General features: G+C 71.0%; 18 protein-coding genes. 7 read left to right on the forward strand and 11 right to left on the reverse strand.

Annotated features, from left to right (window positions below):
• The first annotated feature begins 182 nt into the window (after positions 1–182).
• Entirely contained in the window at positions 183–1598 is a 1416-nt protein-coding gene (locus tag ACX114_RS23750; protein ID WP_459288081.1) for a B12-binding domain-containing radical SAM protein, read from the forward strand.
• On the opposite strand, the gene ACX114_RS23755 is transcribed toward ACX114_RS23750, so the two are convergent.
• From ACX114_RS23755 to ACX114_RS23770, 4 genes are all read right to left on the reverse strand, one after another.
• Complete coding sequence (locus ACX114_RS23755; RefSeq protein WP_459288082.1) at positions 1576–2406, reverse strand: acyl-CoA desaturase; 831 nt, start codon at positions 2404–2406, stop codon at positions 1576–1578. The genes ACX114_RS23750 and ACX114_RS23755 overlap by 23 nt on opposite strands.
• A 71-nt stretch (positions 2407–2477) precedes the next feature.
• Positions 2478–6779 carry an AAA family ATPase gene (locus tag ACX114_RS23760; RefSeq protein ID WP_459288084.1) on the reverse strand — a complete coding sequence of 1434 codons (4302 nt, stop codon included), beginning with the start codon at positions 6777–6779 and terminating at the stop codon, positions 2478–2480.
• 18 nt (positions 6780–6797) lie between these two features.
• Positions 6798–7199 carry a hypothetical protein gene (locus ACX114_RS23765; protein WP_459288086.1) on the reverse strand — a complete coding sequence of 134 codons (402 nt, stop codon included), beginning with the start codon at positions 7197–7199 and terminating at the stop codon, positions 6798–6800.
• Between the two features lie 134 nt (positions 7200–7333).
• Positions 7334–7864 (reverse strand): SLOG cluster 4 domain-containing protein, encoded by a 531-nt coding sequence (locus ACX114_RS23770; protein ID WP_459288088.1) that lies wholly within the window; start codon positions 7862–7864, stop codon positions 7334–7336.
• Between the two features lie 242 nt (positions 7865–8106).
• Between ACX114_RS23770 and ACX114_RS23775 the strand changes: the two genes are divergently transcribed.
• Together ACX114_RS23775 and ACX114_RS23780 are read left to right on the forward strand one after the other, a co-directional pair.
• Positions 8107–8412 (forward strand): hypothetical protein, encoded by a 306-nt coding sequence (locus tag ACX114_RS23775; protein WP_120620516.1) that lies wholly within the window; start codon positions 8107–8109, stop codon positions 8410–8412.
• A gap of 86 nt (positions 8413–8498) precedes the next feature.
• Complete coding sequence (locus ACX114_RS23780; protein WP_459288090.1) at positions 8499–8891, forward strand: hypothetical protein; 393 nt, start codon at positions 8499–8501, stop codon at positions 8889–8891.
• 73 nt (positions 8892–8964) lie between these two features.
• On the opposite strand, the gene ACX114_RS23785 is transcribed toward ACX114_RS23780, so the two are convergent.
• The 6 genes from ACX114_RS23785 to ACX114_RS23810 all read right to left on the reverse strand — a co-directional run bounded on the left by ACX114_RS23785 (position 8965) and on the right by ACX114_RS23810 (position 21243).
• Positions 8965–12315, reverse strand: coding sequence for a serine/threonine-protein kinase (locus ACX114_RS23785; protein WP_459288092.1), 3351 nt, complete (start codon positions 12313–12315; stop codon positions 8965–8967).
• A 4-nt stretch (positions 12316–12319) separates the two neighbouring features.
• Positions 12320–13144, reverse strand: a complete 825-nt coding sequence (locus ACX114_RS23790; protein WP_459288094.1) for a hypothetical protein — start codon at positions 13142–13144, stop codon at positions 12320–12322.
• 26 nt (positions 13145–13170) lie between these two features.
• On the reverse strand, positions 13171–15762 hold the full coding sequence (locus ACX114_RS23795; RefSeq protein ID WP_459288096.1) for a TonB-dependent receptor plug domain-containing protein: 2592 nt from the start codon (positions 15760–15762) through the stop codon (positions 13171–13173).
• 236 nt (positions 15763–15998) lie between these two features.
• Positions 15999–16925, reverse strand: a complete 927-nt coding sequence (locus ACX114_RS23800) for a PhnD/SsuA/transferrin family substrate-binding protein (RefSeq protein ID WP_459288098.1) — start codon at positions 16923–16925, stop codon at positions 15999–16001.
• Positions 16922–19435 carry a tetratricopeptide repeat protein gene (locus ACX114_RS23805; protein WP_459288099.1) on the reverse strand — a complete coding sequence of 838 codons (2514 nt, stop codon included), beginning with the start codon at positions 19433–19435 and terminating at the stop codon, positions 16922–16924. The genes ACX114_RS23800 and ACX114_RS23805 overlap by 4 nt, the downstream gene beginning before the upstream one ends.
• A gap of 8 nt (positions 19436–19443) precedes the next feature.
• Positions 19444–21243 carry a PP2C family protein-serine/threonine phosphatase gene (locus tag ACX114_RS23810; RefSeq protein ID WP_459288100.1) on the reverse strand — a complete coding sequence of 600 codons (1800 nt, stop codon included), beginning with the start codon at positions 21241–21243 and terminating at the stop codon, positions 19444–19446.
• A gap of 345 nt (positions 21244–21588) precedes the next feature.
• Between ACX114_RS23810 and ACX114_RS23815 the strand changes: the two genes are divergently transcribed.
• The 3 genes from ACX114_RS23815 (at position 21589) to ACX114_RS23825 (ending at position 24240) form a co-directional block, all read left to right on the forward strand.
• Positions 21589–22596, forward strand: a complete 1008-nt coding sequence (locus ACX114_RS23815; RefSeq protein WP_459288101.1) for a thiamine pyrophosphate-dependent dehydrogenase E1 component subunit alpha — start codon at positions 21589–21591, stop codon at positions 22594–22596.
• A 2-nt stretch (positions 22597–22598) separates the two neighbouring features.
• Entirely contained in the window at positions 22599–23654 is a 1056-nt protein-coding gene (locus ACX114_RS23820) for an alpha-ketoacid dehydrogenase subunit beta (RefSeq protein ID WP_459288102.1), read from the forward strand.
• 94 nt (positions 23655–23748) lie between these two features.
• Positions 23749–24240: a GNAT family N-acetyltransferase gene (locus tag ACX114_RS23825; protein ID WP_120620523.1), complete on the forward strand. Its 492-nt coding sequence runs from the start codon at positions 23749–23751 to the stop codon at positions 24238–24240.
• Between the two features lie 58 nt (positions 24241–24298).
• On the opposite strand, the gene ACX114_RS23830 is transcribed toward ACX114_RS23825, so the two are convergent.
• Positions 24299–24655, reverse strand: a complete 357-nt coding sequence (locus ACX114_RS23830) for a TIGR02266 family protein (protein ID WP_014397565.1) — start codon at positions 24653–24655, stop codon at positions 24299–24301.
• 127 nt (positions 24656–24782) lie between these two features.
• Here ACX114_RS23830 and ACX114_RS23835 point away from each other — a divergent pair, with 127 nt between their 5' ends.
• Positions 24783–25670, forward strand: coding sequence for a hypothetical protein (locus ACX114_RS23835; protein WP_459288103.1), 888 nt, complete (start codon positions 24783–24785; stop codon positions 25668–25670).
• Positions 25671–25751 lie beyond the last annotated feature (81 nt).

The following is a 25751-nucleotide window of genomic DNA, read 5'->3' on the forward strand; positions in this document are numbered from 1 at the left end:
GTCCTCCTGGGTCGTCCGCTGCCACCGGAAACACGCGCGGAGTGCGGCGCTTGCGATGGAGATCCTTTGCCAGCGCCCGGACTCCGGGTGATCCTCCGCCGACGAAGGGGGACGCGGTCCGGCAGGTGAAAACACGAACGCGTGCGCCCGTTTCATCCGCGTGCGCCGCCGGGCCCGCTCGCATGCGCATCGCCATCATCGCCACGTACACCCATCCGACCCGGCTGCGAATCAAGGAACCCTCCATCATGCAGTCCTCCGTGCCGGAGCTCATCGCGGGCCTGTGCCCGGAGCACGCCGAGGTGGAGATCTTCAACGAGAAGGAGGCGGATCTGCCGTTGGACCGGCACTGGGATCTCGTCTTCTTCTCGTACCTGCACTCGTACTACGAGCACACCAAGGTCCTCTCCACCCTCTTCCGTCAGCGCGGCATGACGACGGTGGCGGGAGGCCGGCACGCGAGCCACTTCCCCGACGACGCGGCGAAGTACTTCGACGCGGTCATCACCGGGGAGCCGGAGTCCAACGTGCCCGCGCTCATCGCGGACTTCGAGAAGGGCTGCCTCAAGCCCCGCTACAGCCTGCCGTCGCAGGGCGCCGCGGCCATCCGGCCGTACCGCTACGAGCTCATCGACTTCACGCACAACAAGGTGCGCCTGCCGGGCATCGAGGCGTCGCGCGGCTGTCCCTTCACGTGCAACTTCTGCGTGCTGACCGGCCACGAGCGCTACCGCTTCCGGTCCATCCCGGAGGTCATCGACGAAATCCAGACGCGCATGCGCTGGAACCCGAACTTCCTGGGGCTGATGGGGGACGCGTTCGTCTTCCTGGACAACAACCTGGGCGGCTCGCCCAAGTACCTGCGCGCGCTGTGCGAAGCGCTCATCCCCTTGAAGAAGACGTGGGGCTGCGCGCTCACCTTCAACGTGCTCAAGGACGAGTCGCTGGTGAAGCTGATGGCGAAGGCGGGCTGCCGCTACGTCTACACCGGCCTGGAGTCGCTCAACCCGGACTCGCTCAAGGCGATGAACAAGGGCCAGAACAAGCTGTCGGAGGTGGACGCCGTCATCCGCCGCGTCTTCTCCGCCGGCATCCTCCTGTCCTTCGGGCTCATCGTCGGCTCGGACGGCGACACCAACGAGTACCTGCACCGGCTGCCGGACTACCTGGCGGACCTGAAGTACTTCTCCGTCACGTTCCTGGGCATCGTGTGCCCGTATCCGGAGACGCCCTTCTTCCGCGAGCTGAAGGCGGAGGACCGGCTCTTGCCCGGCACCACCAGCCGCGACTACGACGGCTACACGCTGTGCCACCGGCCCAAGCAGATGCACGCGTCGGAGGTGGTGGAGCACTTCCAGCGGCTGTGCCGCACGCTGGGCAGCCTGCCCAACATCGCGCGGCACTACGCGTCCAAGCTGATGATGAGCGACCTGCCCCGCTACAAGCAGACCATCCTCTTCTCCGGGCCGGAGATCGTCAGCATCCGCAACCCGGTGAAGAACCCGGAGCGCCGCTACATCGCGGGGCTGGATGCCATCGAGGCGTGGGACGCGGAGCGGATGCCCGGCTTGGGCCTCACGCCGCAGGTCCTGACCTGAGGCGGGACGGCAGGCGCACGTCCCACGCCAGCCCCAGGACCTGGAGCGCCCGGATGAAGAGCCAACCCGGGTCCCACTGCCACCACACCCAGCCGTGCCGCGCGGACGCGGGGAAGGCGTGGTGGTTGTTGTGCCAGCCCTCGCCCAGCGCGAGCACGCTCACCCACCACACGTTGCGGCTGTGGTCGCGCGTGTCGTGCACGCGATGGCCGAACGCCGCGTGGCACACGGAGTTCACCGCGTAGGTGCTCTGCATCCAGCACACCACGGGCAGGAAGAAGTACGCGGGCACCGTGCGCCAGCCGAACGTCAGCCCCACGAAGAGCACCCCCAGCACCTGCGGCGCGATGCGGTAGCGCAGGAGCCAGTGGTAGTAGCGGTCCTCCGCCATGTCGCGGCACCAGGTGCGCCAGCCGTCCTCCTCGGTGGAGGACTCGTTGAGGATCCACCCCATGTGCGCGTACCAGAAGCCGCGCACCGGCGAGTGCACGTCCCCGTCCGCGTCCGCCTTCGCGTGGTGCAGACGGTGGTTGGCGGCCCACAACAGCGGGCTGCCCTGCGCGGTGAGCATGGCCACCGTCACCAGCGCGTACTCCACCCAGCGGGGGCACGCGAAGGCGCGGTGGCACAGGAGCCGGTGCAGCCCCACCGTGGTGCCCAGGCCAATGGACACGTACACGGCCAGCGCCACCGGCAGCGCGTGCGGAGGCCAGGGCAGGAAGAACGCCAGCGCGGCCAGCCCGTGGACCACGAGCATGTAGATGACGATGACGGGACTGAGCTGGAAGCGGAGCGGCGCGGTGATCATGAGCCCGGTGCGGTGGTCGAAGAAGAAGCACGCAGTCTAGGGGCCCCGCCTGACGGGACAAGGAATGCGCGTCACATCACGCGGGCGTCAGGAGCCCGGGCGGCCTGGGGCGGGACGAGCAGCTCGGCCGGCGGGGCCTGGAGCGTGGCCTGGAAGCGGTCCACGCGGCGCAGCTCCGCGCGGGCCTCCACCTCCGTGAAGATGGCGCGCGCCTTCGCGAGGAAGTCCTCGCGCCGGTTCGGCAGCGCCACCGCCGCGTCGAAGTAGGCCACGCCCGTCTCCCAGCGGTTGGGGCTCTTCTCCAGGACGGAGATGGCCTCCAGGAACACCGGCTCCGCGGCCTTCGGGCCCTTGCGCAGGGCCAGCGAGCGCGCCGTCACGCGCAGCGCCGGGCCCTTCAGGTACGGATAGAGCCGGGCGATGACGCGCGCCTTGATGCAGGACAGGCGGACGATCTTGAGCAGCTCCTTGCGCGGCACCACCGTGGCGCCCTCCTCCAGCGCGAAGAGGGCCGCCTCCGCCGCGTCCACGAGCCCCACCTGGAGGAAGGGCACCAGCACCTGGTAGCTCCAGATGCTCTTGAAGCAGCGCACGGCGACGAGCGCCGCCTCCTCCACCTGGTGCTCGCGCACCGTGACGTTGGCCAGGTGGTTCAGGCTGGCGCACTGGTTGGCCAGGTCCGCGACCTCTTCGCTGATGCGCAGCCCCTGCTCCAATTCCGCGCACAATTCGCCCACGTCACCTTCGCCCATGAGGTAGCGGCACATGGGCGCCCACGAGTGCGCCCAGCCCTGGTGCATCAGCGCGTTGAGCTCCACGCCAATGGTCCCCATCTGCTCGTAGAGCGCCACCGCGGGGCGGAAGCGCGAGTGGAGGAACTCGCCCGTGGCCTGCATCATCAGGGACGTCTGGCGCTCCCAGCGCTCGCCCACCTGGCGCAGCGTGGAGACAGCCTCCTCCTGGAAGGCGCGCGCGCGCTCCAGCTCGTTGGCGAAGAAGGCCTGGATGCCCAGGCGGCTGAGCGCGAGCCCCTCTGCCACGGGGTCCTTGGAGCGGCGCGCGTACTCCAGCGCCTTCTCGCAGTGGTAGCGCGCGCGGCCGAGCAGGCCCGCGCCGAACAGGAGCGTGCCGTAGTAGCCGCGCGCCAGGCTCATGGCGTAGTCGCTGCGCGAGCGCTCCGCCATGTTGGTGGACACCAGCGTCGCCCAGGTGAGCTTGGTGATGTCCGCGAAGTAGTAGATGCGGATGAGCGAGTTGAGCGTGGACAGCTGTTGCAGGTAGTTGCCCAGCTTCGCCGCCGGCAGCGGGCGCAGGATGAAGGGCAACAGCGACGCGAGCCCCCGAAGCAGCAGGTTCGCCAGCGTGCGCAGGCCCAGCGTGGCCAGGTTCCCCGGGAGGCTGCGGCCCCTCAGCACCAGCGACTTCTCCAGGTGCTGCGTGGCGAGCGCGGACTCGCCCTTCTCCTGGTGCGCGCGGCCCAGGCCCAGGTGCAGCTCCGCCTGGCGGGGAATCTCCTCCTCGTCCACCAGGCACTGCTCGAACATCAGGATGGCGTTGGTGTAGTGGCCCGCCTGGAGCAGCGTCTCCGCCAGCTCCTGCATCACCCGGCGCGTCTGGAGCAGCGTCGCCTCCGGGTCCACCGGCACGACGGTGCCGAGCAGCTCCAGGCCCCGGTTGTAGTGGTAGAGCGCGTCGTCGTTCGCGTACTGCGCCCGCGCGCTGCGGGCCGCCATCAGCGTGTACTCCAGGCCCTTGTCCTCCACGTTGCCCGCGAGGAAGTGGAACGCGAGCAGACCCGCGGAGGCCGCGAGGTTGTCGTTGGCTCGCTGCTCCAGGTAGCGCGCGAGCCGGCGGTGCAGGTCCTCACGCGCCGACACCAGCAGCGTGTTGTAGGCCACGTCGCGGATGACGATGTGCTTGAAGAGGCAGGTGTACGGCTCCTCCGTCTCCAGCAGGATGAGGCCCAGGCGCTGGAGCGTGTCCATGGCCTCGCGCAGCACGAAGTGGCCCAGCGTGGGCACCAGCGCCGCCACCGCGTCCAGCGTGAAGATGCGCCCGATGACGGACGCCACCTTCACCACCAGCTTCTCCGTCTCGCTGAGCAGGTCGATGCGCGACAGCACCACGTCCTGGATGGAGTCCGGCAGCAGCAGGTCCTGCAGGCCGCGCTTCAACTCCATGCGCTGCGAGCCGGGCTCCACCGGCCCCAGGTAGCCCTGCTCCGCCAGCCCCTCCACGATGGATTCGATGAAGAACGGGTTGCCCTGCACCTTCGCGAGCAGCCGGTCCTCCAGCGCGACGTCCGGCGGCGTCAGGCGCAGGTGCACGCGCAAGAGCGCCCGCGTGTCCTCGTCGTCCAGGCTGGTCAGGTCCACCGGGATGAACTCCGGCAGGTCGCGCAGCCCTCGGAGCTGGTCGCCCGGGCGCATCGTCGCCAGCACCATGATGCGGTGCGAGCCCACGCGCACCGCGAGGTACTGGAGCAGGTCCAGCGAGATGTAGTCCGCCCAGTGCAGGTCCTCGAAGAAGAGCAAGAGCGGCTGCGCGCGGCTGAGCTTCTCCAGGAGCTGGAAGATGATCTGGAACACCTTCTGCTGCTTGCGCCGCGCGTCCATTCCCGACGTGGCGGACGTCTCCTCCAGCGCGATGCCGAGGATGCCCGCGACCACGGGGATCCACTCCGGCCCCACGTCCTCCAGGCCGTCCAGTCCCTGCCGCAGGCGCCCAAGCTGCGCCTCGGTGTCGTCCGAGTCGTGCAGTCCGAACGCCTGGAGCAGCACCTCCTTCCAGGGGAAGAAGGGGGTGAAGGCCTCGTAGGAGTAGCAGACGCCGTACAGCGACCGGGCGCCGCCCTCCTCCGCGTCCTCCAGCACGCGCGCGCCCAGGCGCGACTTGCCGATGCCCGCCTCGCCGGACACCACGCTCACGCGGCCCTGGCCGGCGAAGGAGGCGTTGAGCGCCTCGTGCAGCACGTTGAGCTCACGGCTGCGGCCGATGATGTCTCCCCGGCCCTTGATGAAGAGGCCGCGGCGCGTCTCGCCCAGCAGCCGGTACACCGGCACCGAGCGCGAGACGCCCTTGAGCTTCGCGTCCTCCACGAACTCCGTGGCGAAGCCGCCCTGCTGCGAGCGGGCCTGGGTGTTGGCGCACAGGTGCACGCCGTCCTGGCGTCCGCCGTGCGTCATCAGGCGCGCGGCCATGTTCACGACCTCGCCCAGCGCCGAGTAGCCCTTGCGCGTGGGCGAGCCCATGTCGCCGCAGTAGGCGTGGCCGGTGGCGATGCCGATCTGCAGCTCATCCAGGAAGGGGAACTGCTCCCGGGCCTTGAGCAGCTTGCAGGCCAGCCGGCACGCCAGCACCTCCTTGTTCTGCTGGGCGGTGGGCGCGCCGAACAGGACGTAGAGCACGTTGCCCTTGTCCGTGAAGTCCGTCATCAGCAGCACGCCGCCGTGGTGGGCGGACTCGCGCTGGACGTATTCGTAGTAGGCGTTGAGGTCGTGGGTGAACGCGTCCGGATCCGTGTCCGCCCGCGCGTGGGTGAAGCGCACGAAGAAGCAGGTGACGTCGCGGAAGTCGCCCGCGAACTCCTGGTGCGCGGTGGTGATCTTCGTGAAGAGCACCGGGTGCAGCAGCAGCGCGCACCGGCCCACCAGCTCCGCTCCGCCCGTGGGCGCGGGCAGCGGGCGCTTCACCGACTCCACCGGCGCGTCGAGCGCCAGCCGGTGGTTGCCGCCCTCGCGCGGCTCGCCCTTGCGCGCGGACTCCGGCAGGGCCGCCCAGGCGCGCGGGCTCAGGACGACCTCCGACACCGTGGCCTGCTTCTCCGCGCCCACCGCCTGCGCCAGCGGCTCGCCCACGAGCGCCGGGTGCATCCACAGGCCGGTGGCGCCCATCACGATGCGGGTGGCCTCACCGAAGCCGATGCCGATGCGCGACGACACGCCGAAGCGCTGGCCCAACAGCTCCAGCCGGGCGAAGCGCGCGAGCCTGCGCTGCACGCCCAGCGCGCACACCGCCGCGCGCTGCACGACGTCCGCGTCCGCCTCCCCGGGCGCGACCTCGAAGCACGCGAGGATGGAGTCGCCGGCGAACTGGTAGATGTCCCCGCCGTGGTCGCGGACCACGTCGATCATCTCCGTGTAGTAGTTCGTCAAGAGGCGCTGGAGCGCGTCGATGCCGCGCGGGCCCGCGCCGCTCAGCCCCACCACGATGGGCGTGAAGCCCGCGATGTCCAGCAGCAGGATGGCGCCGCGCACCCCTTCCGCCCGGGGCAGCGCGTCCGCCTCCTGGCTCCCAAGCCGCGCGAGGATGGCCGCCGGCATGTACGGGGCCAGCATCGCGACAGCGGGATCGATGGGCTGCGTGGAGGGCATCCTTGGGGGGCTTTCCGCTCAGGACAGGTTGGCGTAGCGCAGGTACAGGGCGCCCAGGCACATGGCGCCGTAGAGGGGAATCTCCGCCGTCTCCGGCCAGGGCTGCTGCTTTCTCACCGCGCCCCAGATGTGCACCGCCGTCATCAGGCCGCCAATGAGGCCGATGAGCTCGAAGATGACCAGGTGGCTCTTGGGGTCCGGGATGAACTGCACCACCGCGATGATGACGGACAGCGCCAGGCCGCCCAGGCAGCGCGCGAAGTAGACCGTCAAATCGTTGTTGCCCGTGGGCAGCTCCCACCCGAACCAACGCGCCCAGCGCAGCGGAATGAAGAGCAACGGCAGTGCGTAGACGACCAGGAAGACCGAGGTGGAGACCGCGAGGAACCAGCTGGCCAGCGGATAGTCGGGGTTGATCATGATGGCGGACGTGATGGGTGACGGACGTGCACCCGCGGCGCACACCCCTCCCCACGGCGTCCATCCTAGAATCTTTTGCCACCCCGTGGGGCGGCTTCCCCCCCACCAAGGCCCTGCTTGAGCCCGCCTGCCGCCTAGCGGGTGGCGGCCAGGAGGAACTCGGCCACCCGCTCCAGGGAGGTGGTGCGCTCGGCCTCCGCCGGGAAGCGCCGGAAGACCTCCGGTGGCCCGTGCAGGATGAGCGGCTTGCCATAGCGCAAGGCCAGGACGGCCTCCGCCGCGGTGCCGGCGCCCCCGGGCAGCGCCACCAGCGCGTGCGGCGTCAGCACGTTGATGTGGTTGCGGCTCATGGGGTCCGTGCCCTGCTCCCCGCTGAGCGGCAGGTGCGTGTAGATGGGGATTTCGATGTCCGTGTTGGGGTAGCCGGGCCGGGGCTGGTAACGGCCATCCGCGCCCACGGTGCCGGGGATGATGCCGATGGCCGCCCCCCGCCGCCCCTCCACCTGGACGAAGGCGCCCGCCGCCGCGCTCATGACGCCGCCGCCCGCGCCGGTGAGCAGGTCGAAGCCGGCCTCGGCGATCCACCGCGCCAGGGGGACGACCCACTCTTCGTGGGAGTTCGCCCCGGAGCCGAACACTCCGATGATGCGGCGGTGTCTGCGCATGACTGCGTCCTCCCCGAAAAACTGGAACTACGTGAGCCCCTGTTCCATGCGAATCCCCGGCCAACGCCGCAAGGGCTCACGGACCGGCGTGCGTCCTGATTCCCGTCCACCCGTGGAAGGTGCGAGGCGCGAGCGTCGGCCAGCCGTCGCTTCCCTCCTCCCGGAGCGCCAGACGTTCCCGCACGACCCGTGATGTCGGACCCCTCCTCTACCTTCCTCGCAGGTGAGCAAGGAGGCTGCCCATGTTCGACGCCTGTGGAGGTTGTGAGCGCCGTGGCACCGCCGGAGAGGTGTTCGACTGGTGCGCGCACTGTGAATTGTCCCTGTGCCCCGGCTGCCTCCAGCGCGGCTGCTGCGGCAGCGTGCCCGCAGACTCCGGCCGGGGCGCCCCCAGGGAGCTGCCCGACCCGCCACCTCCCGAGCGGGAGGCCCTTCCGGAGGACTTCGGAGGCCGCTGCTGCACGCACGCCCGCGCGGTGGCGTGCTCCTGCGCCTTCCACTGGGTCTGCACGCGCCACGGCGACCTGCACGTGGGCACCCACGACTGAGGGCGTTGACACACGGGCGGCCTGTCCACGAGGTTTCCGCCTGCTTTCAGGCATTCCCGCCGGACACAGCACGGAGCATGAACACCATGGGTCTCGCCGAACGGTCGGAGCTGGCCGCGTTCAAGAAGGACGCCCTCGACGCGAAGGTGGCGGAGCTGAGGGAGGCCGCGGCGGGCGCGGACATCCGGGTGACGCTGGACGAGGCGAGCTTCACCAACACCGCCGCCATCCAGATGCTCTCCAACGGCGTCTTCGACCGGCTCATCGACGACATGAAGTCCGTCTGTCGCGACGACATCGGGAAGCAGGCTGTCCGGGAAGGCATCCAGACGTTGCACATCGTCCACAAGGACGCGCCGGGCTTCACGCTGGAGCTGACGGGCGGCACGCTCACCCTGCGAGCGAAGCTGGACGGCTCGCTCGGCGAGGACCTGCCGGGCTACGGCCAGTACAAGGCCTTCCTGCTGAAGAAGCTGTAGGGCCTTCGCGGCGTCACGGACCGGAGGGACGCTTTGTCAGCGGTGTCCTCCGGCCCCTGTCATTCCGTCCGGCTCAGGGCACGTCCAGCGCGACGCCCTGGCCCGGGACGGCCATCACCCAGCGGACGACGTCCGGCTTGCCGCCGCAGGTGACGCGCACCTCGAACTCGCGCCCCGCGGGCATCTGGCTGGACAGGGGCGTCTGGCCCTCCAGCACCTGAGAGCCCAGCGCCACGCGGCAGCCCTGGGCACCGGTGACGCTGAGCGTGCCCCGGGCGTCCGCCTGGGGCGGTGCGTCCGCGAGTGTGCGCAGGTCGATGTGCTCCGACTTCGGCACCTTGCCGAAGCGGTGCAGCTTGCCGTCCACGGCCGTGGAGATGAGCCAGCCGGAGGTGCCCTCGGGCAGGCCCTGGCTCGCTTCCAGCCGGACGCCGGACACGTAGACGCGCTCGCCCTCCTGGGCGTTGCGCACCTCCACGCCGCCCTTGGGCAGCAGGAACACCAGCGCGAGCCCCGCGAGCACCAGGGCCCCGCCGCCCACGATGAGCCCCTTGCGCTGACCGGGCGTCAGCCCCTTCCCCGACGCTTCGGCGGGGGGCGCGGAAGCCGCGGAGGAGACCGCGTGGACGGGGGCCGGCGGCGCGGCCACGGGAGGCGCCGGAGGCCGCGGAGGCGTGGCCACGTGGGCCGTGACAGGAGGCGGAGGCGGCGGCGGCGGCGCGGCCACGGGCGAGGGAGGATTCCCTCCATAGGCGGCGTGGGTGCCCGTCGACGGAGACGCATGGGCGCCCAGGGGCGGCTGCTGCGGGGGCGCGTGGACGACCCCGTATTGCGCGTGGGTGCCCCCATGCTGCGGAGGAGGGGGCGGCACGGCGGACACAGGGGGCGGCTGCGGAGCCGCGGTCATCGGGGCCACGGAGGGCACCGACACCGACGGACGCGCGGGCGCCTGCGGCGGAGGGCCCACGCGCGTGGGCACGTTGGCGGACGCGGCGGGGCGCACCGCGGTGGGCGGCGGCAGCGGCGACGCGGGCGGAGCGGCGGCCGGGCGCGACGGACGGGGCGCGGCCACGGGCGGTGCCACCGGAGGCGCGGCGGCCACGGGCGGCGCGACCGGGGGCGCGTTGACGGAGACGACCTCGGTGCCGCGCTCGGCGGGCTCCGGCGGAGCGGCCACCGGGGGCGGCTCCATCCGGGGCATGCTGCCGGAACCCCCGCGCACGGGCGGCCGGGACAGGTCCGACGGGGCCCGCATGTCGCTGCCGGAGCCCGTGCCCACGTTGCGCGAGTGCGAGCCCGTGCCCGGCATCAGCGCCCGGGGGTTGGAGCCCGTGCCCGAGCCGGCGATGGACGACGGCGCGTACTCGGAGAGCCGGTCGCCCAGCGCCTCCTTGAAGAACTGCGCCACGGACGCGGGCGACGAGGACAGCCGGTGGTGCGCGATGACGGCTTCGATCTCCTCGCGCATCGCCGCCGCGGAGGGCGTGCGCCGCGCCGGGTCCTTCACCAGCGCGCGGAGGATGAGGTCCGACACGTCCTGCGGGATGTGGGGCCGCAGCTGGGACGGCACCGGCGCGGGCTCGCGCACGATGGCCGCGAGCGTGGCCGCGTCATGATCCCGGCGGAACGGCAGCTGCCCGGTGAGCAGCTCGAAGAGCACCACGCCCAGCGCGAACACGTCGTTGCGCCAGTCCAGCGGGCGGCCGCTGGCGGCCTCCGGGGAGAGGTACGAAATCTTCCCCTTGATGACGCCCGCCTGCGTGTGCTCCTCGCCCTGCACCTTGGCGATGCCGAAGTCCGACAGCTTGATGGCGCCGTCCAGCGACACCAGCACGTTGTGGGGGCTGACGTCGCGGTGCACCACCGGGTGCGCCGTGCCGGAGGGGTCCACGTAGCTGTGCGCGTAGTGCAGGCCCGCGGCCACCTCCGCCACGATGCGCAGCGCGTGCTCCAGCGGCAGCGCCATGCCCTTGCGGCGCAGCTCCGTGAGCAGGCGCTTCAGGTCCGGGCCGCGCACGTACTCCATCAGGATGTACGCCACGCCGTCCGTCACGCCCACGTCGAAGGTCTGCACGACGTTGGGGTGCGTGAGGCGCGCGTTGGCGCGGGCCTCCGCGAAGAGCATGTCGACGAACTCAGGATTCTCAGCGAACTGCGCGAGAATCTTCTTCATCACCACGAACTTCTCGAAGCCCTTCACGCCCTGCTGCTTGGCGAGGAACACCTCCGCCATGCCGCCCTGCCCCAGCCGGCGGATGATCTGCAGCCGCGCGCCGCTGTTGTGCGTGTCCGTGGCGGACGTGTTCTTGGCGCCGGGGTCCTGGTTGGTGGAGCCGAAGAGGTACTGGCTGAGGGCGCGCTGCTCCAGCGCCTCGATGTCGTCCAGCGGCTTGTCGGTGAGCGGCGTGCGCGCGAGCAGCCCCTGGAACTGCGCGAGCGCCGGAGCCCGGGCGCTGCCGCCGCACACGGGGCACACGCGCTCCATGGTGCCCTTGGCGCGCAGCACCTCCAGGTACTCGGAGGTCTGGATGCGCTGGTGGGTGACCTGGCCGCAGTTGCGGCAGTCGCACGGCAGCCACAGCGTGGCCAGCTTCGCGGGCAGCGCCTTGGTGGACTTCGCCAGCACGGCCAACAGCGGCGGAGGTACGCGGCAGAGCACCACCTGGGCGCCCTGCGCCGCCACCTCCAGCACCTGTTCGATGCGCGGCAGCGCCTCCGGCTCCACCACGCTCACGTGGCAGCAGTCGAATGCGACGCGCCCCTCCAGGCCGGACGCCAGCCGGCGCACGTTGAGGTCGCCCTTGAGCGTGCTGGCCAGGGTGATGAAGGTGATGTCGTCCTGGACGATCTTCAGGTGCGACGCGAGCTCGGACGGCTCCGACGGGATGCCGGAGCGCAGGTAGCGCAGCACCGCCGGATCCACCGCGGAGAACTGCTGGCGGCGCGCGAAGTCGAAGAACTCCGTGGGCTCGTCCGCGAACTCCAGCGGCTGGGAGCACACCGGGCACTGGTGCGGCGGGGCCCCGCCCTGCTCCAGCACCTTCGCCTCCTCCACCAGGCGCACCAGCCGCAGCCGGTCCTCCTTGCAGAAGCGGCACGTGTACGGCGCCAGCAGCGAGAGCACGCGCGCGACACCCGCGAAGCCCTCCACCATGTTGAGCTGATCCACCACCACCGGCGGCGCGTTGACGACGTACAGCCCCGACACGCCCTGCGGCGGGTGGCCGGCGAACTCAATCCACCGGCGCACGCCGAAGGAGCTGATGCGCTCCACCAGGCCCAGGTCCACCACCACCAGGCCCTGGAGGCCCTTGGAGGATGGCGAGAGCGGGAAGGTTTCGTCGATCACCCCGGCCACGCGCACGTGGGTCAGACTGCCCACGCGCAGGGAGGTGATGCTGGCATTGGAAGTTTGGCTCTCCACCCGCCTACCCTCGTTCCAGACTGAACAGCAGCGACTTGGGCTGCGCGGCCCGGCGGCGAGCGTCGCCCAGGTCCACGCCGCAGGCGAACTGCGTGCGCTTCCCCGGAGTCACCCGAACCGCCACTGCGTCGCTGTGCTCCAGGATGCGCCGCAGACCCAGGCCCGCGCCACCACCCGAAGCATCCACCTGCGCCTTCTCACCCCAAGCCTTCACGACCCGCACCAACGGTGACACCGACAGGCGGCCGAAGCGGTCCGTCGCCTCCAGCCACGCCCGGCCATCCGCCACCGCCCAGGACAAGAGGCAGCGATCCTCCTCCGCCACCGACTGCACCTGGCCGCGCCGATGGGCGTACTTCGGCTCGCCGCTTCCGTCCACTGGCGCGTCGAGCAGTGCGTTCACACCAATCTCATGGACGACATCCGCCACCCGGCTGGCCGCGCCCTTGGAGCCGCCGGCCTGGAGGACGGCCTCGGCCGCGCGCTCGCCCACGGCCGTCACCTCCGCCACGCTGCCCAGCCACTCCACGGACGTGGCGGCCTCCTGGGGGATCATGGGCTCGCCGCGGAGCAGCGCGCTGAGCAGCCGCGCCTCCCAGGCGGACGGCTGGCCGCCCTCGCGGGTGGCCAACAGCAGCGCCGGGGGACGGCGCTCCAGGAGCGCGGCGTGGGCGGGGGTGAACCGCCCGTCGAACAGCACCAGCCGCGGCGCCGCGTCGTCACCGCGCCCCAACAACAGGCCGTCCCGGGCCAGCACTCCGGAGGCCTTCTCCAGCGCCTCCGGCGTGAGCGTCGTGTCCGGCGTCAACTTCAGGGGAGCATCCTTCACGGCGGCGACGGTATCCAAACAGCGCTCTAGTAATGGAGTCGAACTTCGGTGAAGACGCCCAGCGGCGGTGCGGGGAAGCCGTGGGACTCCTCGTACTTCGCGTTGAAGAGGTTGGTTCCCAGCAGGGACACCGCCACGCGCTCGTGGACGTTGAAGCCCACACGCGCGGTCGCGGTGATGTAGCTGGGCAGCTTCACGCGGGTGGTGGTGCCGGCGTTCTCGTCCACCACGAAGCCCGGATCATACCGGGCGCCCACGAACAGGCCGTAGAGCTCCACGAAGGCGAACTTGCCGATGTTGGTGCGGCCGCGCAGGTAGACGCGGTGGCTGGGCGCGTAGTCCAGCGGGTAGCCGGACCCGCCGCCCACCGGCAGCGCCTGGGCGTCCAGGAACTGGTAGGCCACGTCGAAGGACGAGTTGATGGACGGCACCTGCGCCGCGGCTTCCGCCTCGAAGCCCGCCACGCGCGCGTCACCCAGGTTCTTGAACTGGGACGTGGAGCCGAAGAGGAGCTCCTGATTGATGAAGTTGCGGGCGCGGTTGTAGAAGCCCGTGCCCGTCAGGCGCACCCGGCGGTCCAGCGGCCAGAAGTCCACCGCCGCCTCCACCGTGTCCAGCGTCTCCGCGCGCAGGGCCGGGTTGCCCAGCAGCGTCGCGGCGTACATCTGCTGGTTGATGGCCAATTCCGCCAGCGTGGGCGCGCGGAAGGCGCGGCCGTAGTTGGTGCGCAGCGTGAGCAGCTCCGGGATGGCGTGGAACACGACGCTGGCGCGCGGGGACACCTGGTCCGTCTTCGCCTCCCAGACCTTGGAGGGGATCTGGTAGCTGTCGTAGCGGGCGCCCGCGCCCACCACCAGCCGCTCCGTGATGCGGTACTCGGCGTCCACGAAGCCGCCCAGGATGGTCTGCTTCGTGTCGTCCAGGGTCAGGCCGGGCAGGATGTTCTGGTTGTTCACCTGGTCGGCCTTCACGTCACCGCCGACGGTGACGGAGAGCTTGTCCAGGGAGAACAGCGCGCGCGCCTCACCGCCGATGCGGCTGCGCTTGCCCAGCGTGTCCTCCAGCGCGCCGGTGATTTCATTCTCCAGCGTCACGTTGCGGCGCTTGAAGAACGTGTAGGCCTGGGCGAACACGCGCACGTTGTCCGTCACCTGCTGATCCAGCTGCAGGGCGGCGTTGAGGTTCTGGACGTGCTCGTTGTCCTGCGCGGTGTAGTGGCAGCGGCCGCAGTTGCCCACGGTGGAGATGTTCTGACCGCCGGGCCGGCCGATGTTGCCGTCCGTGAAGTCCGCGTCCAGCGCGAGGGGGCCCACGCGAACCTTGCCGTTCACCTGGTGGACCAGCGAGTCCTCGTTGGTGTCCGTCTGGTTCAGCTGCGGGTTGTTGAAGAGCTGCGGGCCGTCCGAGCCGAAGCCGTAGTAGCCGAGCAGCGCCTCCACCGGGCCGCCGCGGCCGGCGACGTTGGTCTGCAGGCGCCAGGTCTTGTCCTGGCCCGCGAGGATGCGCGCGTCGGCGCCCACGTTCTGGCCCTTGGCGATGAGGTCCGAGGGCTGGCGCTCGATGATGTTGATGACGCCGCTGAAGGCGTTGGAGCCGTAGAGCGAGGAGCCCGGGCCGCGGATGACTTCCACCTGCTTCAGGTTGGTGAGCGGCGTCGTCTCATCCGCGTAGAACTGGCCCGTCCAGGGGTCCGTCAGCGGACGGCCGTCCTTGAGGAGTAGGAGGCGGTTGGACAGGTAGTTGGAGCCCAGGCCGCGCGCGCTCACCGCCGCCTTGCGCATGGAGCCCCGGCGGCACTCCATGCCGGGGAAGTACTGGATGGCCTCGCAGAGCGAGAACTGGCCGGTGCCCTCCAGCTCCTCCGCCGGAATCCAGGACACCGTGAGGGGCACGTCGGAGATGCGCTGGCTGCGCTTGGACGCCGTGGTGACGACGGCCTCGCTCAGCGCCCTGTTGATGTTCTGCTCCAGGTCGTCGCCACCGCCCAGGTCCGGGCCGTCCAGGCCGGAGAGGCTGGAGGGCGGCGGCAGCGCGCGGTCCGGGGTGGGCTCCGTGAAGGGCGCGCGGTCCGGGACGTTGTCCGCCGTGCGCGGCTGCGACGACGGCAGCACCGCGCCGGTGCCCAGCGCGGGCGCGGGCGGCGGGTTGGACGGGATGTCCGACGTCAGCGGCCCGTCATACGGCGACGGAGAGGACGAGGCGGGCGCGGCCACGGGCAGCGGATCCGCGACGGACGGACCCGGGCCGGCCATGGGGGCGGCAGGCGCCGCGGGAGGCGGCTCGGTGGCGAGCGCCGGCTCCTGCGGGGCGGGCTCCTCCCCCGGAACGGGCTCCACGTCCACGGGAGGCGGCGGCGGCGTCTTCGCGCCCCGGCGGGTCTTCGCCGTGCGCGGAGGCTTCGTCGTCGCCTTGGCGCCCGGCGTGGTGGCCGCGCGCTTGCGAGTGGCCTTGGTCCGCGTCTTGGGGGCGGGCTCCTGGGCCTCCTGGGCCTGGGCCGTCTCCACCGCGAAGAGGGACAGTGCGTAGACCACCAGGGTGAGGCACGCGCGCGCGCCCAGCCGACCGGCAAACCCCTTCACCGCGTTGGTGCGCGATCCACCGTACTCAGTCGAGTCCATCGTTCTCAATTCCACGAGGGGGAAGCAGGGATGTCCGCGGTCGTTGCGCCAGGAACCAGAGCCGATGTGACTGGCAATCGTTCTCAGGGACGAGTTTCCACCCCTGAACGATGGCGTTCCGCTCGACTTCTCAAATTACCGCAATAACTCGCCTTAGGCCAAGTCATGGCTGTCGATCCCGGTGAAACACGCGCACGGTGGCGGGGGCGCCGTGCGCGGATCAACTCACGCCGCAATCAGTCATCCGGCTGTTCGGCGGAGACGGCCAGGTCGTCCGTGAACGGCGGCAGGGCAGGACCCAGCGACTCGGATTGGACAAGCACGGGCGTCTCCACCCGCAGGTCGGGGGTGTCCGCGAGGACGGGCTGGCGGCGCGGGGGGCCCTGGGTGACGAGCTTGCGGAAGTCCTCGAACTCGCGGCCCTGGATGCGGGCGAAGGCGTCGAACGGGGCGACCGCACCCACGGAGGACAGGGACTGGGACAACGCGTCCCCCCCGCCCTTCAGGTCCACCAGCACGGCGCCCGGCACCCGGCTGCTCTTGAAGAGCACCCGCATGTCCCTGGGCACGTGCGCCACCGGCACGAGCGCGGCCTCCGCGCCCTTGGCCTCCAGCATCTTCACCGCCGACTCCACGTTGGGCACCGGCACCAGCTTGAAGTGCTTCTGGGCATCCAGGTCACCGCCCAGCACGACGTGGGAGACGAACTTGGGGTCCGAGGAGCCCGCGCCCTTGACCAGCGCCATGCGCTTGCCGGCGAGGTCCTTCACGGTGCCCTTCTGCAGGGAGATGATGGCCCAGCGCTGCTGCGTCTCACCGGAGCGCGGCGCGTACGCCACGGGCTGCGCCTTGGCTCCCAGCTGCACCGCGGCCCAGCCGTCCACCACGGCGAAGTCGATCTGCCCCTCCCCCACCGCCTTGGAGAAGTCCTCGTAGCGGCCGAAGCTCTTGGCGCCGACGGGGCGGCCCAGGCTGGCCTCCAGCTTCTGGGCGAGCGCCTCCGCGTACTGGAAGCGCTCCTGGCCGTCCGACAGCGTGGTGGCGAGGAACACGCCCAGCGTGGCCTTCTTCGGCGCGGCGGAAGCGGGGCTGGCGACGGAAACAGCGAACAGCACGGCGGCGAGCAGGAGGCTCCCCCGCGCGACAAGGGATGGCGTCTTCACGGCGTCTCCTCCGCGACCCCGGTGGCCGGCGAGACGCCCTGCGCGTCACCCAGTCCATAGAGGCCCTGCAGGCGGTCCTTCCATTCCCGCACCTGGGCGGCGCGGGTGCCCGCGCCGGAGGCCAGGTAGCGGCGCCAGGCGTCCACGGCCTCGGCGGGTTCATGCCGGCGCTCCTGCGCGTCGATGCCCAGGTTGAGCGACGCGATGGGCACGGCGGTCTCCAGGCGCTTCCACGTCGCGAGCGCCGAGGCGCTGTCGCCCTGGCGCCAGTCCACGCACGCCAGGTTGTGCTGCACCAGCGCGTCGTCCGGCGTCGCGGCGAGCGCCGCCTTCAGCGCCTTTTCCGACGCCTTCATGTTGCCGGAGGCGTACGCGAGCGCCGCCTCACGCCGCAGCAGCGCGCCGGTGAGGTTGCCCATCCACTTCGGCTGCCCGGGCATGGGCTTCTTCTGGGCGGTGGTGAGCAGCTTGCGCGAGGGCGCGACCTTGCCCTGGCGGTAGAGCACCCACGCGTCCGCGAGCGTGCGAGTGTTGGGCCATGCCCATTCCGGCGCGGGCGTGAGGGAGCGCTTGATGCCGGCGGTGGCCTCCGCGAACCTCCCCTCCTCCGCGCGCGTGAGCGCCCGGGCGAAGGCGGCCAGCTTCGCCAGGTCCGCGCGCTTGCCGGTGCCCAGGCGGTCCACCGCGTCCAGGTCCCGGTTCGCCGCGGCGGCGTCGCCCGTCTCCAGCTTCGCCAGGGCCCGGCGCACCAGCACGCGAGGCAGGTTCGCCTCCGCCACCTTCGCGGCCGTCTTGGAGGGCCCCGCGTCCGTCAGCCGCTGCACGGCGGCGTCCACCTGGCCCAGTTCCACCTCCGCGAGCGCGGCGCCCGCGGAAGCCTCCGCGCGCTGATCCGGCTCCTGCGTGGCCTCGCCGGACTGGGTGAACGCGGCGAGCGCTCCTTGCGCGTCGCCCCCGCCCAGCCGGGCGTAGCCCAGGAGCAGGTGCTCGCGCCAGGTCACGCCCGGCAGCGTCGCCGCGCCCTCCAGCACCTTGCGGGCCTCCGCGTACTGGCGGCTGTCCAGCAGCGCCGCGCCCAGCCGGCGGGCCATGGGCACGGAGCGGTCCAGGTCATACGCGCGGCGCAGGTCGCGCACGGCGTCCTCCAGGCGCTGGGTGCCGGCGCGATCCCGCGCGCGGTGGGCCAGGGCCCGGGCCAGCCACTGCTTCGCGCCGGGGTGGCCGGGCTCGGCCTGGAGCGCACTGCCGTAGTCCTCGATGGCCTGATCCCACTGGCCGGTGGCGAAGTGATCCGCGCCCAGCAGCATGTGGCCCAGCGCCTGGCGCGGCGCCATCTCCACCACGCGCCGGTGCACCTCCACCGCGCGCTGGTAGCGGCCGGCGCGGCGGTTGACGGAGCCCAGCGTCGCCCACAGCTCCAGGCTGCCGCCGCCCGACTTCACGGCGGACTCCAGGAACTGGATGGCCTCTTCGTGGCGCGCCTGCGCCTGGAGCGCCTTGCCCACGGCGATCTGTCCCATCAGCAGGCCGGGCTGAAGCTCCAGCACCTTGCGGAACTCGGCTTCCGCCTGCGCGGGCTGCTTCTGCGCGAGCCGCACGTCACCCAAGAGCAGGTGCGCGGCGGGCGTGGAGCCCAGCTTCATCAGCCCGGTGGCCTGGATGTCCGCGCGCGGCACGTCGCCCGCGGCGAGGTACAGGCGCGCGAGCCGCTCCTTCGGCTCCGCCACCTGCGGGTACTTCGTCACCAGCCGCTCCAGGAGCGCGCGGGACTCCGGCACCTTGCCTTCCATCTCCAGCACGGCCGCGAGGCCGATCTGCGCGGTCGCGGACTCCGCGCGGCCGGCCTGCGCCTTCTCGAACGAGGCGCGCGCGGCGACGGTGTCCCGGCGGATGAGGTGCGCCTTGCCGAGCAGCTCGTGGATCTGGAAGTCGTTGCCCGCGAGCTTCTCCGGGCGCAGCACCAGGTAGCGCTGCAGCCGCGTCACGGCGCGGTTCCCGTCCTGGACGTAGAGGTAGTAGCTGGCCAGGTAGTAATGGACGATGAGGTGGTCCGGCTGATCCGCCGCGGCCACCTGCTCCAGCACCGGCACGGCCTCCTGGAAGCGGCGCAGCTTGAAGTACGCGGTGCCCAGCGGGTACGCGAGCGACAGGTCCTGCGGGTTCTGCGCGAACACCGGGGCCAGGCGCGTGGCCGTGCGCTGGAAGTCCTGGAGCGCGTTGGCGGCGCTGCCCAGGTCCGCGGCGGCGTACACGGACTGCGGCTCCTGCGTGAGCGCCTGCTCGAAGAGCTGGAGCGCCTTGGTGAACTTCTCCTGGGCCTCCTTCTTGTCGCCCTTGGCGAGGGCGGCGTTGGCGGACACCAGGACCTGCTCGCCCTGCTCCGTCATGCGCTGCGCCTCGGTGGCGGGCGGCGGGCGGAACTGGGCGAGCGCCGCCGGTGGGCCAGCCAGGGTGGCCATCAGGGCGAGCGCGGTGGAGACGCGGCGCGGGGAGCGGATGAATGGGCGCATGCGGTTCGTCACGGCGAGGGGGCGGGGCTGAATTCGGCGACGATGACGGTGATGTCATCGCGCTGGGGCTGACCGGCGCTGTACGCGCGCACGTCCGCGAGGAGCGCGTCGCGAAGGGCGTCGGCGGGGAGGTGGGCGTGGGCCTGGAGCGCGGCGGCCAGCCGCTGCGTGCCATAGAGCCGGTTGGCACCGTCGCGAGCCTCGGTGAGGCCGTCCGTGTACCAGACGATGATGTCGCCGGGGCTCAGCTGCGCCTGGCGCGACGTGAACTGCGAGGCCACGTTCGCGCCCAGCAGCGGACCGCGCGCCGGCAGCGACGCCATCTGCCGCGTGTTCCGGTTGTAGATGGCCGCCGCCGGGTGGGCGCCCGCCGCGTAGTCGATGCTGCCGCTGTACACGTCGATGACCGCGAGCGCGCTGGACATCTGGTGCTCGCCGCGGCCCACGTTGGCCAGCGTCACGTTGAGCGCGGTGATCAGCATCTGCGCGTGCACCTGCGACGGCTCGCGCAGCGTCATCGCGGAGGCGAAGCCGCTGGTGGCGCTGGTGGCGACCAGCGACGTGGACAGACCGTGGCCCGTCACGTCTCCGATGCCGATGACGACGCGCCGGTCGTCCAGCGCGGCGCGGAACCACCAGTCACCGCCACACGCGTCCGCGGGCACCACCAGCCCGGCGAGCCGCAGCGGCCCCACCGTCACGGCCTCGCGGCCCGGCAAGAGCGTCTCCTGCACCGTGCGCGCGAGTGACACCTCGCGCTCCAGCTGCGCCTTGGCGCGCACGTCCTCCAGCAGCACCTTGATGCGCTCCGCCATGTGGTTGAACACCACGCCCAGCGTCGTCACCTCGCGGCCCGCGCCCGGCGCCGTGCCCGCGCGAGCGCCCAGGTCACCGGCGGCCAGCTGCATCACGCGGTGGGTGAGCACGCCCAGCGGCTTGGTGATGCGGCGGCTCTGGAAGGCGGCCAGCACACCGGCCAATACGACGAAGCCCAGGCCCAGCCCGACGATGCGCAGCGTGTTGGCGCGCACGGAGGCGCGGTTGTTCTCCTCCAGTTCGTGCAGCTGCTTCTGCAGGTCCTCCAGCGAGTAGCTGATGACCACCACGCCCTTGCCGGACTGCGAGCCGTAGTCGAGCGGCTCCTGGAACTCGAAGACGGGCTGGCCGTTGAAGAAGGCGCTGGCCCAGCGGCGCTCCGCGGTGCGGCCTCCGGAGGACTCGCCCAGCTTCGCGGCCGGGTCGCTGTCCGCGACGAGCTGCCCGTCCGCGTCGAACATCTGCACGCGCAGGATGTTGTGGTTGTCCGCGATGATGGAGCGCGCGACTTCCGTGAGGAACGCGTAGTTGTTGTCACGCAGGCTGGTGGCGGAAGTGAGCGCCAGCGTGTGGCTCACCGTCTGGCCCAGCTCGCGCGCCTGTGACTGGAGCCGCTGCGTGAAGCGGTCCGACGTCGCGGTGAGCTGCGCCTCCGTCGTCTTCGCGGACAGCGCGGCCAGCAGGCCCACAATCACGATGACCAGCGCGCCCGTGGTGAGCAGCAGCAGCTGATCCAACCGCAGCCCGCGGATGGCCGCCACGTTGGGCAGCTCTCCGGCTTCCATGGGCGCGATGACCGTGCTCGTGGGCTCCGCGGCCGGCAGCCCCAGCGCGCCGGTCAGCCGGGTCGCCGTGTTCTCCCCGCGCAGGGCGGTGAGCTCCCGGGAGTGCGTTCCGGTGTACTCCGGAGGAGGAGGCGGGGTGCCGGGCGCCGCATCGGACGCATCAGGTGATTCGGGTACGGGGTCAAGGCGCGTGTTCGTACGGGACAAAGGCACACCTGGGGGAGCCCGCGTCGGAGTACGCGGTCGGGGCGGGGCGGACTCTATCGCACTTCCTGATTGACGCGAGGAGTCCACCTGTCGGGCTATTCCCCCCGGCCGCCCCCTCACCCGCTCCCCCAACGGCCGTGCGATCCGCCCGGACCCGGAGCGTCCGAACACCCTCGGGAAGCAGCACGTCACGGGGGCATGGATGAGTTCCGCTCATTGCCGCGTCGCGCCACCCGGGGGCCGAAAGGCGATGGCGAACACCCGTGACATCAGGGTCCTTGAGTCGGGAGCCCGCGTTCGGAGTATAGGGGCGTCCCTTTCTTTTCCCTTCGAGGTCCTCCGCCCGTGTCACGGCCCCGGTTGATCAAAGAAAACTCCGCGCCGCTCTCCCTGCCCCGAGAGCAGCTCATCCGCATCCATGACCTGATGGTGAAGGCGCGCGTCCTGGAGGAGCGCCTGATCCAGATGTACAAACAGGGTCACGGCTACTTCTGGATCGGCGGTCCCGGTGAGGAGGCGTTCAACGTCCCCCTGGGTCTGCTGATGAAGGTCGGCGAGGGCCCGGCCTACGACTACCTGCACGCGCACTACCGCCAGTCCGCGACGCTGCTCGCCATGGGCGAGGAGCCCATCGGGGCGCTGCGGCAGATGAAGAACACGGCCACGGACCCCTACTCCGGCGGCCGCAACTTCGCGGGCCACTTCAGCCGGCGCTCGAAGAACATCGCGCCCGTCACCTCCCCCATCGAGGTGCAGTACGCCATCGCGCCGGGCACGGCCATGGCCCAGAAGCGCCACGGCGGCGACGGCATCACCATCGTCACCGGCGGCGACGCGGGCACGGCCGAGGGCGATTTCGCCAGCTGCCTCATCTGGAGCAGCCGCCCGGCGAACCCGCTGCCCATCCTGATCATCGTCACCAACAACAAGTGGGGCATCAGCACCACTTCGGACGGCCAGCACGGCGAGACGAACATCAGCGACCGCGCGCGCGCCTTCAACATCCAGGCGAAGACCATCAACGGCAATGATCCGGTGGAGTCCTACACGGAGCTCCAGGCCGCGATGGAGTACGTGCGCAAGGAGCGCAAGCCCTTCTTCATCGAGGCGCGCGTGTCGCGCCTGTACGGGCACTCGTCCGCGTCCGGCGCCAACTTCGTGAACGAGGAGCAGGACTGCCTGCGCCTGTTCGAGGCGCGGCTGGAGCAGGAGGGCGTCCTCAGCCGCGAGCAGATGGACGAGGCGCGCAACCGTTACTCGGAGGAGCTGGCCGCCGCGGCGCGCACCGTGCGTGACGAGCCGCAGCCCTCTGGCGACTCCATCTGGGAACACATCTACGCGGAGAAGAAATAACCATGGCGAACATGGCACAGGCCATCCGCATGGCCCTGCACTACGCGGAAGAGAACCTGGGCGTCACCGACATCTTCGGCGAGGACGTGGGCGCCCCGCTGGGCGGCGTCTTCACCTGCACGCAGGGCCTGAAGACGACGTGGAACAGCCCCCTGGACGAGCGCGGCATCATCGGCGCGGCCATGGGCCTGGCGATGGCGGGCCACCGCCCGGTCGCGGAGATCCAGTTCTGCGACTACATCTACAACACCATCGACCTGCTCAAGCTGGCGGGCAACACGCACTGGTCCACGAATGGTGACTGGGCGGTGCCCATGGTGGTGCGCACGCCCGTGGGCAGCGGCATCCGCGGGTCGCTGTACCACTCGCATTCCTTCGACGCGACGATGACGCACATCCCCGGCTGGAAGGTCGTCATGCCCTCCACGCCGCTGGACGCGTACGGCCTGCTCATCTCCGCGTGCCAGGACCCCAACCCCGTCATGTTCCTGGAGCCCAAGGCGCTGTTGCGCGTGAAGGGCGAGGAGCGCATCCCGGGCGAGCCCGAGGACGACCGCGCGCTGTCGAAGATGATCGACGCGCCCCTGGGTGACCGCTCGCAGTGGAAGCCCCAGTGGCCGCTGGTGGAGGCGTTCGCCATCCCCATCGGCAAGGGCAAGCTCGTGCGCGAGGGCACGCAGGCCACGGTCATCAGCTACGGCCGCACCATGCCCCTGTGCATCAAGGCCGCCGCGCAGCTGGCGGAGGAAGGCCTGAGCGTGGAGGTCATCGACCTGCGCTCGCTCTGGCCGTACGACTGGGAGATGATCAAGGCCTCCGTCCAGAAGACGGGCCGCGTGCTCTTCGTCAACGAGGACACCGAGGTCACGAACTTCGGCGAGCACCTGGTCCGGCGCACCGTGGAGGAGCTGTTCTACTCGCTGCTCGCGCCGCCCCGGCTGGTCGCCGGCAAGTTCGTCCCGGGCATCGGCCTGGCGGACGCGCTGGAGATGGCGTCCGTGCCGCAGCAGAACGACATCACCACCGCCCTGCGCAACCTCTGCCGCGAGCAGCCGTAAGCAGGCCCGGGTTTCCGCCCACACCGCAGAAAGACATCCGGGCCGCCGTTCCTCTTTGGAGGCCGGCGGCCCTGTCGTTAGAATCCCAACTTCCGTGTCCCAGCCCATCGTCCGCACCATGACCCCCGCCCCAGACGCCAACGCCTTCCGCATCCGCCGCGCGCGCCGTGGTGACGCCGAGGTCATGGCCCAGCTGCTGCGCGAGCTGGGTTACCCCCAGGGCACCGATCAGCAGACGGTGCACTGGGTCATCAGCCATCCGGAGATTGAGATCTTCGTCGCGGGAGACCCGCAGGACCGCGCGGTGGGCATGGTGTCCTTCTCCCACCGGCCGCAGCTGCGGCTGCGCGGGCGCGTGGCCACCGTGGACGAGCTGGTGGTGTCCGAGGGCTGGCGCCGCCGGGGCGTGGGCCGGGCGCTGCTCGCGCAGGTGGCGCAGCGGGGCAAGGTGCTGAGCGTGAAGCAGTTGCAGCTCATCGCCCCCATCAACGTCACCGACGAGACGCGCGCCTTCTACCGGGCGTGCGGCTACGTGGAAGGTGACTCCGGGGTGTTCCGCCACTCGGAGTACGAGCCCCAGAAGTAGCGGGAGGTGCCGCGAGGACCCGGCATCCTGGCCGGGCGCCTTCGCGGGGTGATGCGTTTCAGCGCTTGAAGCTCGCGATGACGCGGCGCAGGCGCTCGTGGTCCTCTTCGCTCACGTCGATGAAGCGCACGCCGATGGCCTCCGCCTCGTCGCGCACCCAGGCGACGACGCCGGTGAGGTGGAACTCCTCGCCGTCGATGACCATGGCCAGCCGCACCTGCGCGCCCACGTCGTAGGACTTGCGCGTGCGCAGGCACAGGCCACCCGCGGACACATTCAGGGAGTAGGCGCGCAGCGCCCTGGCCGCGTCCTCCATCTGCTCGAAGCGCACTTCGAACCGCGCCGCCACGCGCTCCTCGGCGCGGCGATTCATGTACGGGTCTGGTTCCACCGGACCATCCAACTTCGTGTTCATGCGCACCCTGACCCCCTCGGTTCTCGGACCGGAAGTGTCGGCTGGTTTCCAGGCCCGGTTCAAGGGCCCCCGGACAACGGAATGGCTCGTGTAAGTCCCTGGCTACTTCGACGCCAGGAGTTTCCGGATGAGTGCACGTCTCGTGTTGTTGGGTGGAGCCTTGATGCTGGGGCTGTGGGTGGCGGGCTGCGATGACGGCGAGACTGTCCGCCCGCCAACGGATGGGGGGACGACCCTGGATTCCGGGACCGACGCCGGTGATTCCGGGACTGTCGATGCTGGCGATGGCGGCGGCGGGAGCTCCGGCTTCGCGTGCAACGTGGCGAAGCAGGAGGGCTGCGCCGCGGGCCAGAGCTGTCTGTACACGGACCTGGCGGATGGCGGCACGGGCAGCCAGTGCTTCGCGGCCGCGTGCGACGTGGTCCGTCAGGACTGTCCGTCCGGACAGCGGTGCACGTACGTGGGCTCCGACGCCGGCACCACCGAGCGCCAGTGCGTCGCGCAAGGCACCGCCACGGAGGGCGCGCCGTGCACGCTGGCCGAGTCGCCTCCGGGCCAGACGTATGACACGTGCGCGGCGGGCCTGTACTGCAAGGACGAGTCGCAGGGCGACGGCGGCGTCGGCTTCTTCTGCCGCAAGCTGTGCCACGCGCCCTCCGACTGCGGCACCGGCGAGTGCAACACCGTGCTGCGGCTGTCCGGCACGCGCGAGCTGCCGCTGGTGTGCGGCCCCGCGTCCGCGAGCTGCGATGCGTTCGCGCAGGACTGCGAGAGCCCGCTGGGCTGCTACCCGGCCGCCAACGGTCCGGTGTGCGCGGGCCAGGGGTCGCTCGGGGAAGGCGCCGCGTGCGAGTTCAGCAACCAGTGTTCACGGGGCAGCACCTGCGTGATGGCCGAGGGCAGCGGCACGTGCCGGACGCTCTGCCGCACGCCCGCGGGCTCACCGGGGTGCGCGAACGGCGCGACCTGCCGGCCCATCAACAACAACGGCGACGTGGGGGCCTGCGTCCCGTAGGCAACGGATTGCCCACGGACGGAAGCTTCCACGCCCGGGGTGGCGAGCGCGCGGGTCCTCCAGGGGCCCGGCCCGCCACCG

The organism is Corallococcus sp. M7 (genome assembly GCF_054512695.1).

Excerpts from the sequence above, each read along its gene's own strand:
- ACX114_RS23805 (WP_459288099.1), bottom strand. The coding sequence starts at position 19,435 with ATGCGCCCATTCATCCGCTCCCCGCGCCGCGTCTCCACCGCGCTCGCC.
- ACX114_RS23770 (WP_459288088.1), bottom strand. The coding sequence starts at position 7,864 with ATGCGCAGACACCGCCGCATCATCGGAGTGTTCGGCTCCGGGGCGAAC.
- ACX114_RS23765 (WP_459288086.1), bottom strand. The coding sequence starts at position 7,199 with ATGATCAACCCCGACTATCCGCTGGCCAGCTGGTTCCTCGCGGTCTCC.
- ACX114_RS23760 (WP_459288084.1), bottom strand. The coding sequence starts at position 6,779 with ATGCCCTCCACGCAGCCCATCGATCCCGCTGTCGCGATGCTGGCCCCG.
- ACX114_RS23775 (WP_120620516.1), top strand. The coding sequence starts at position 8,107 with ATGTTCGACGCCTGTGGAGGTTGTGAGCGCCGTGGCACCGCCGGAGAG.
- ACX114_RS23830 (WP_014397565.1), bottom strand. The coding sequence starts at position 24,655 with ATGAACACGAAGTTGGATGGTCCGGTGGAACCAGACCCGTACATGAAT.
- ACX114_RS23820 (WP_459288102.1), top strand. The coding sequence starts at position 22,599 with ATGGCGAACATGGCACAGGCCATCCGCATGGCCCTGCACTACGCGGAA.
- ACX114_RS23750 (WP_459288081.1), top strand. The coding sequence starts at position 183 with ATGCGCATCGCCATCATCGCCACGTACACCCATCCGACCCGGCTGCGA.
- ACX114_RS23795 (WP_459288096.1), bottom strand. The coding sequence starts at position 15,762 with ATGGACTCGACTGAGTACGGTGGATCGCGCACCAACGCGGTGAAGGGG.
- ACX114_RS23835 (WP_459288103.1), top strand. The coding sequence starts at position 24,783 with ATGAGTGCACGTCTCGTGTTGTTGGGTGGAGCCTTGATGCTGGGGCTG.
- ACX114_RS23755 (WP_459288082.1), bottom strand. The coding sequence starts at position 2,406 with ATGATCACCGCGCCGCTCCGCTTCCAGCTCAGTCCCGTCATCGTCATC.
- ACX114_RS23780 (WP_459288090.1), top strand. The coding sequence starts at position 8,499 with ATGGGTCTCGCCGAACGGTCGGAGCTGGCCGCGTTCAAGAAGGACGCC.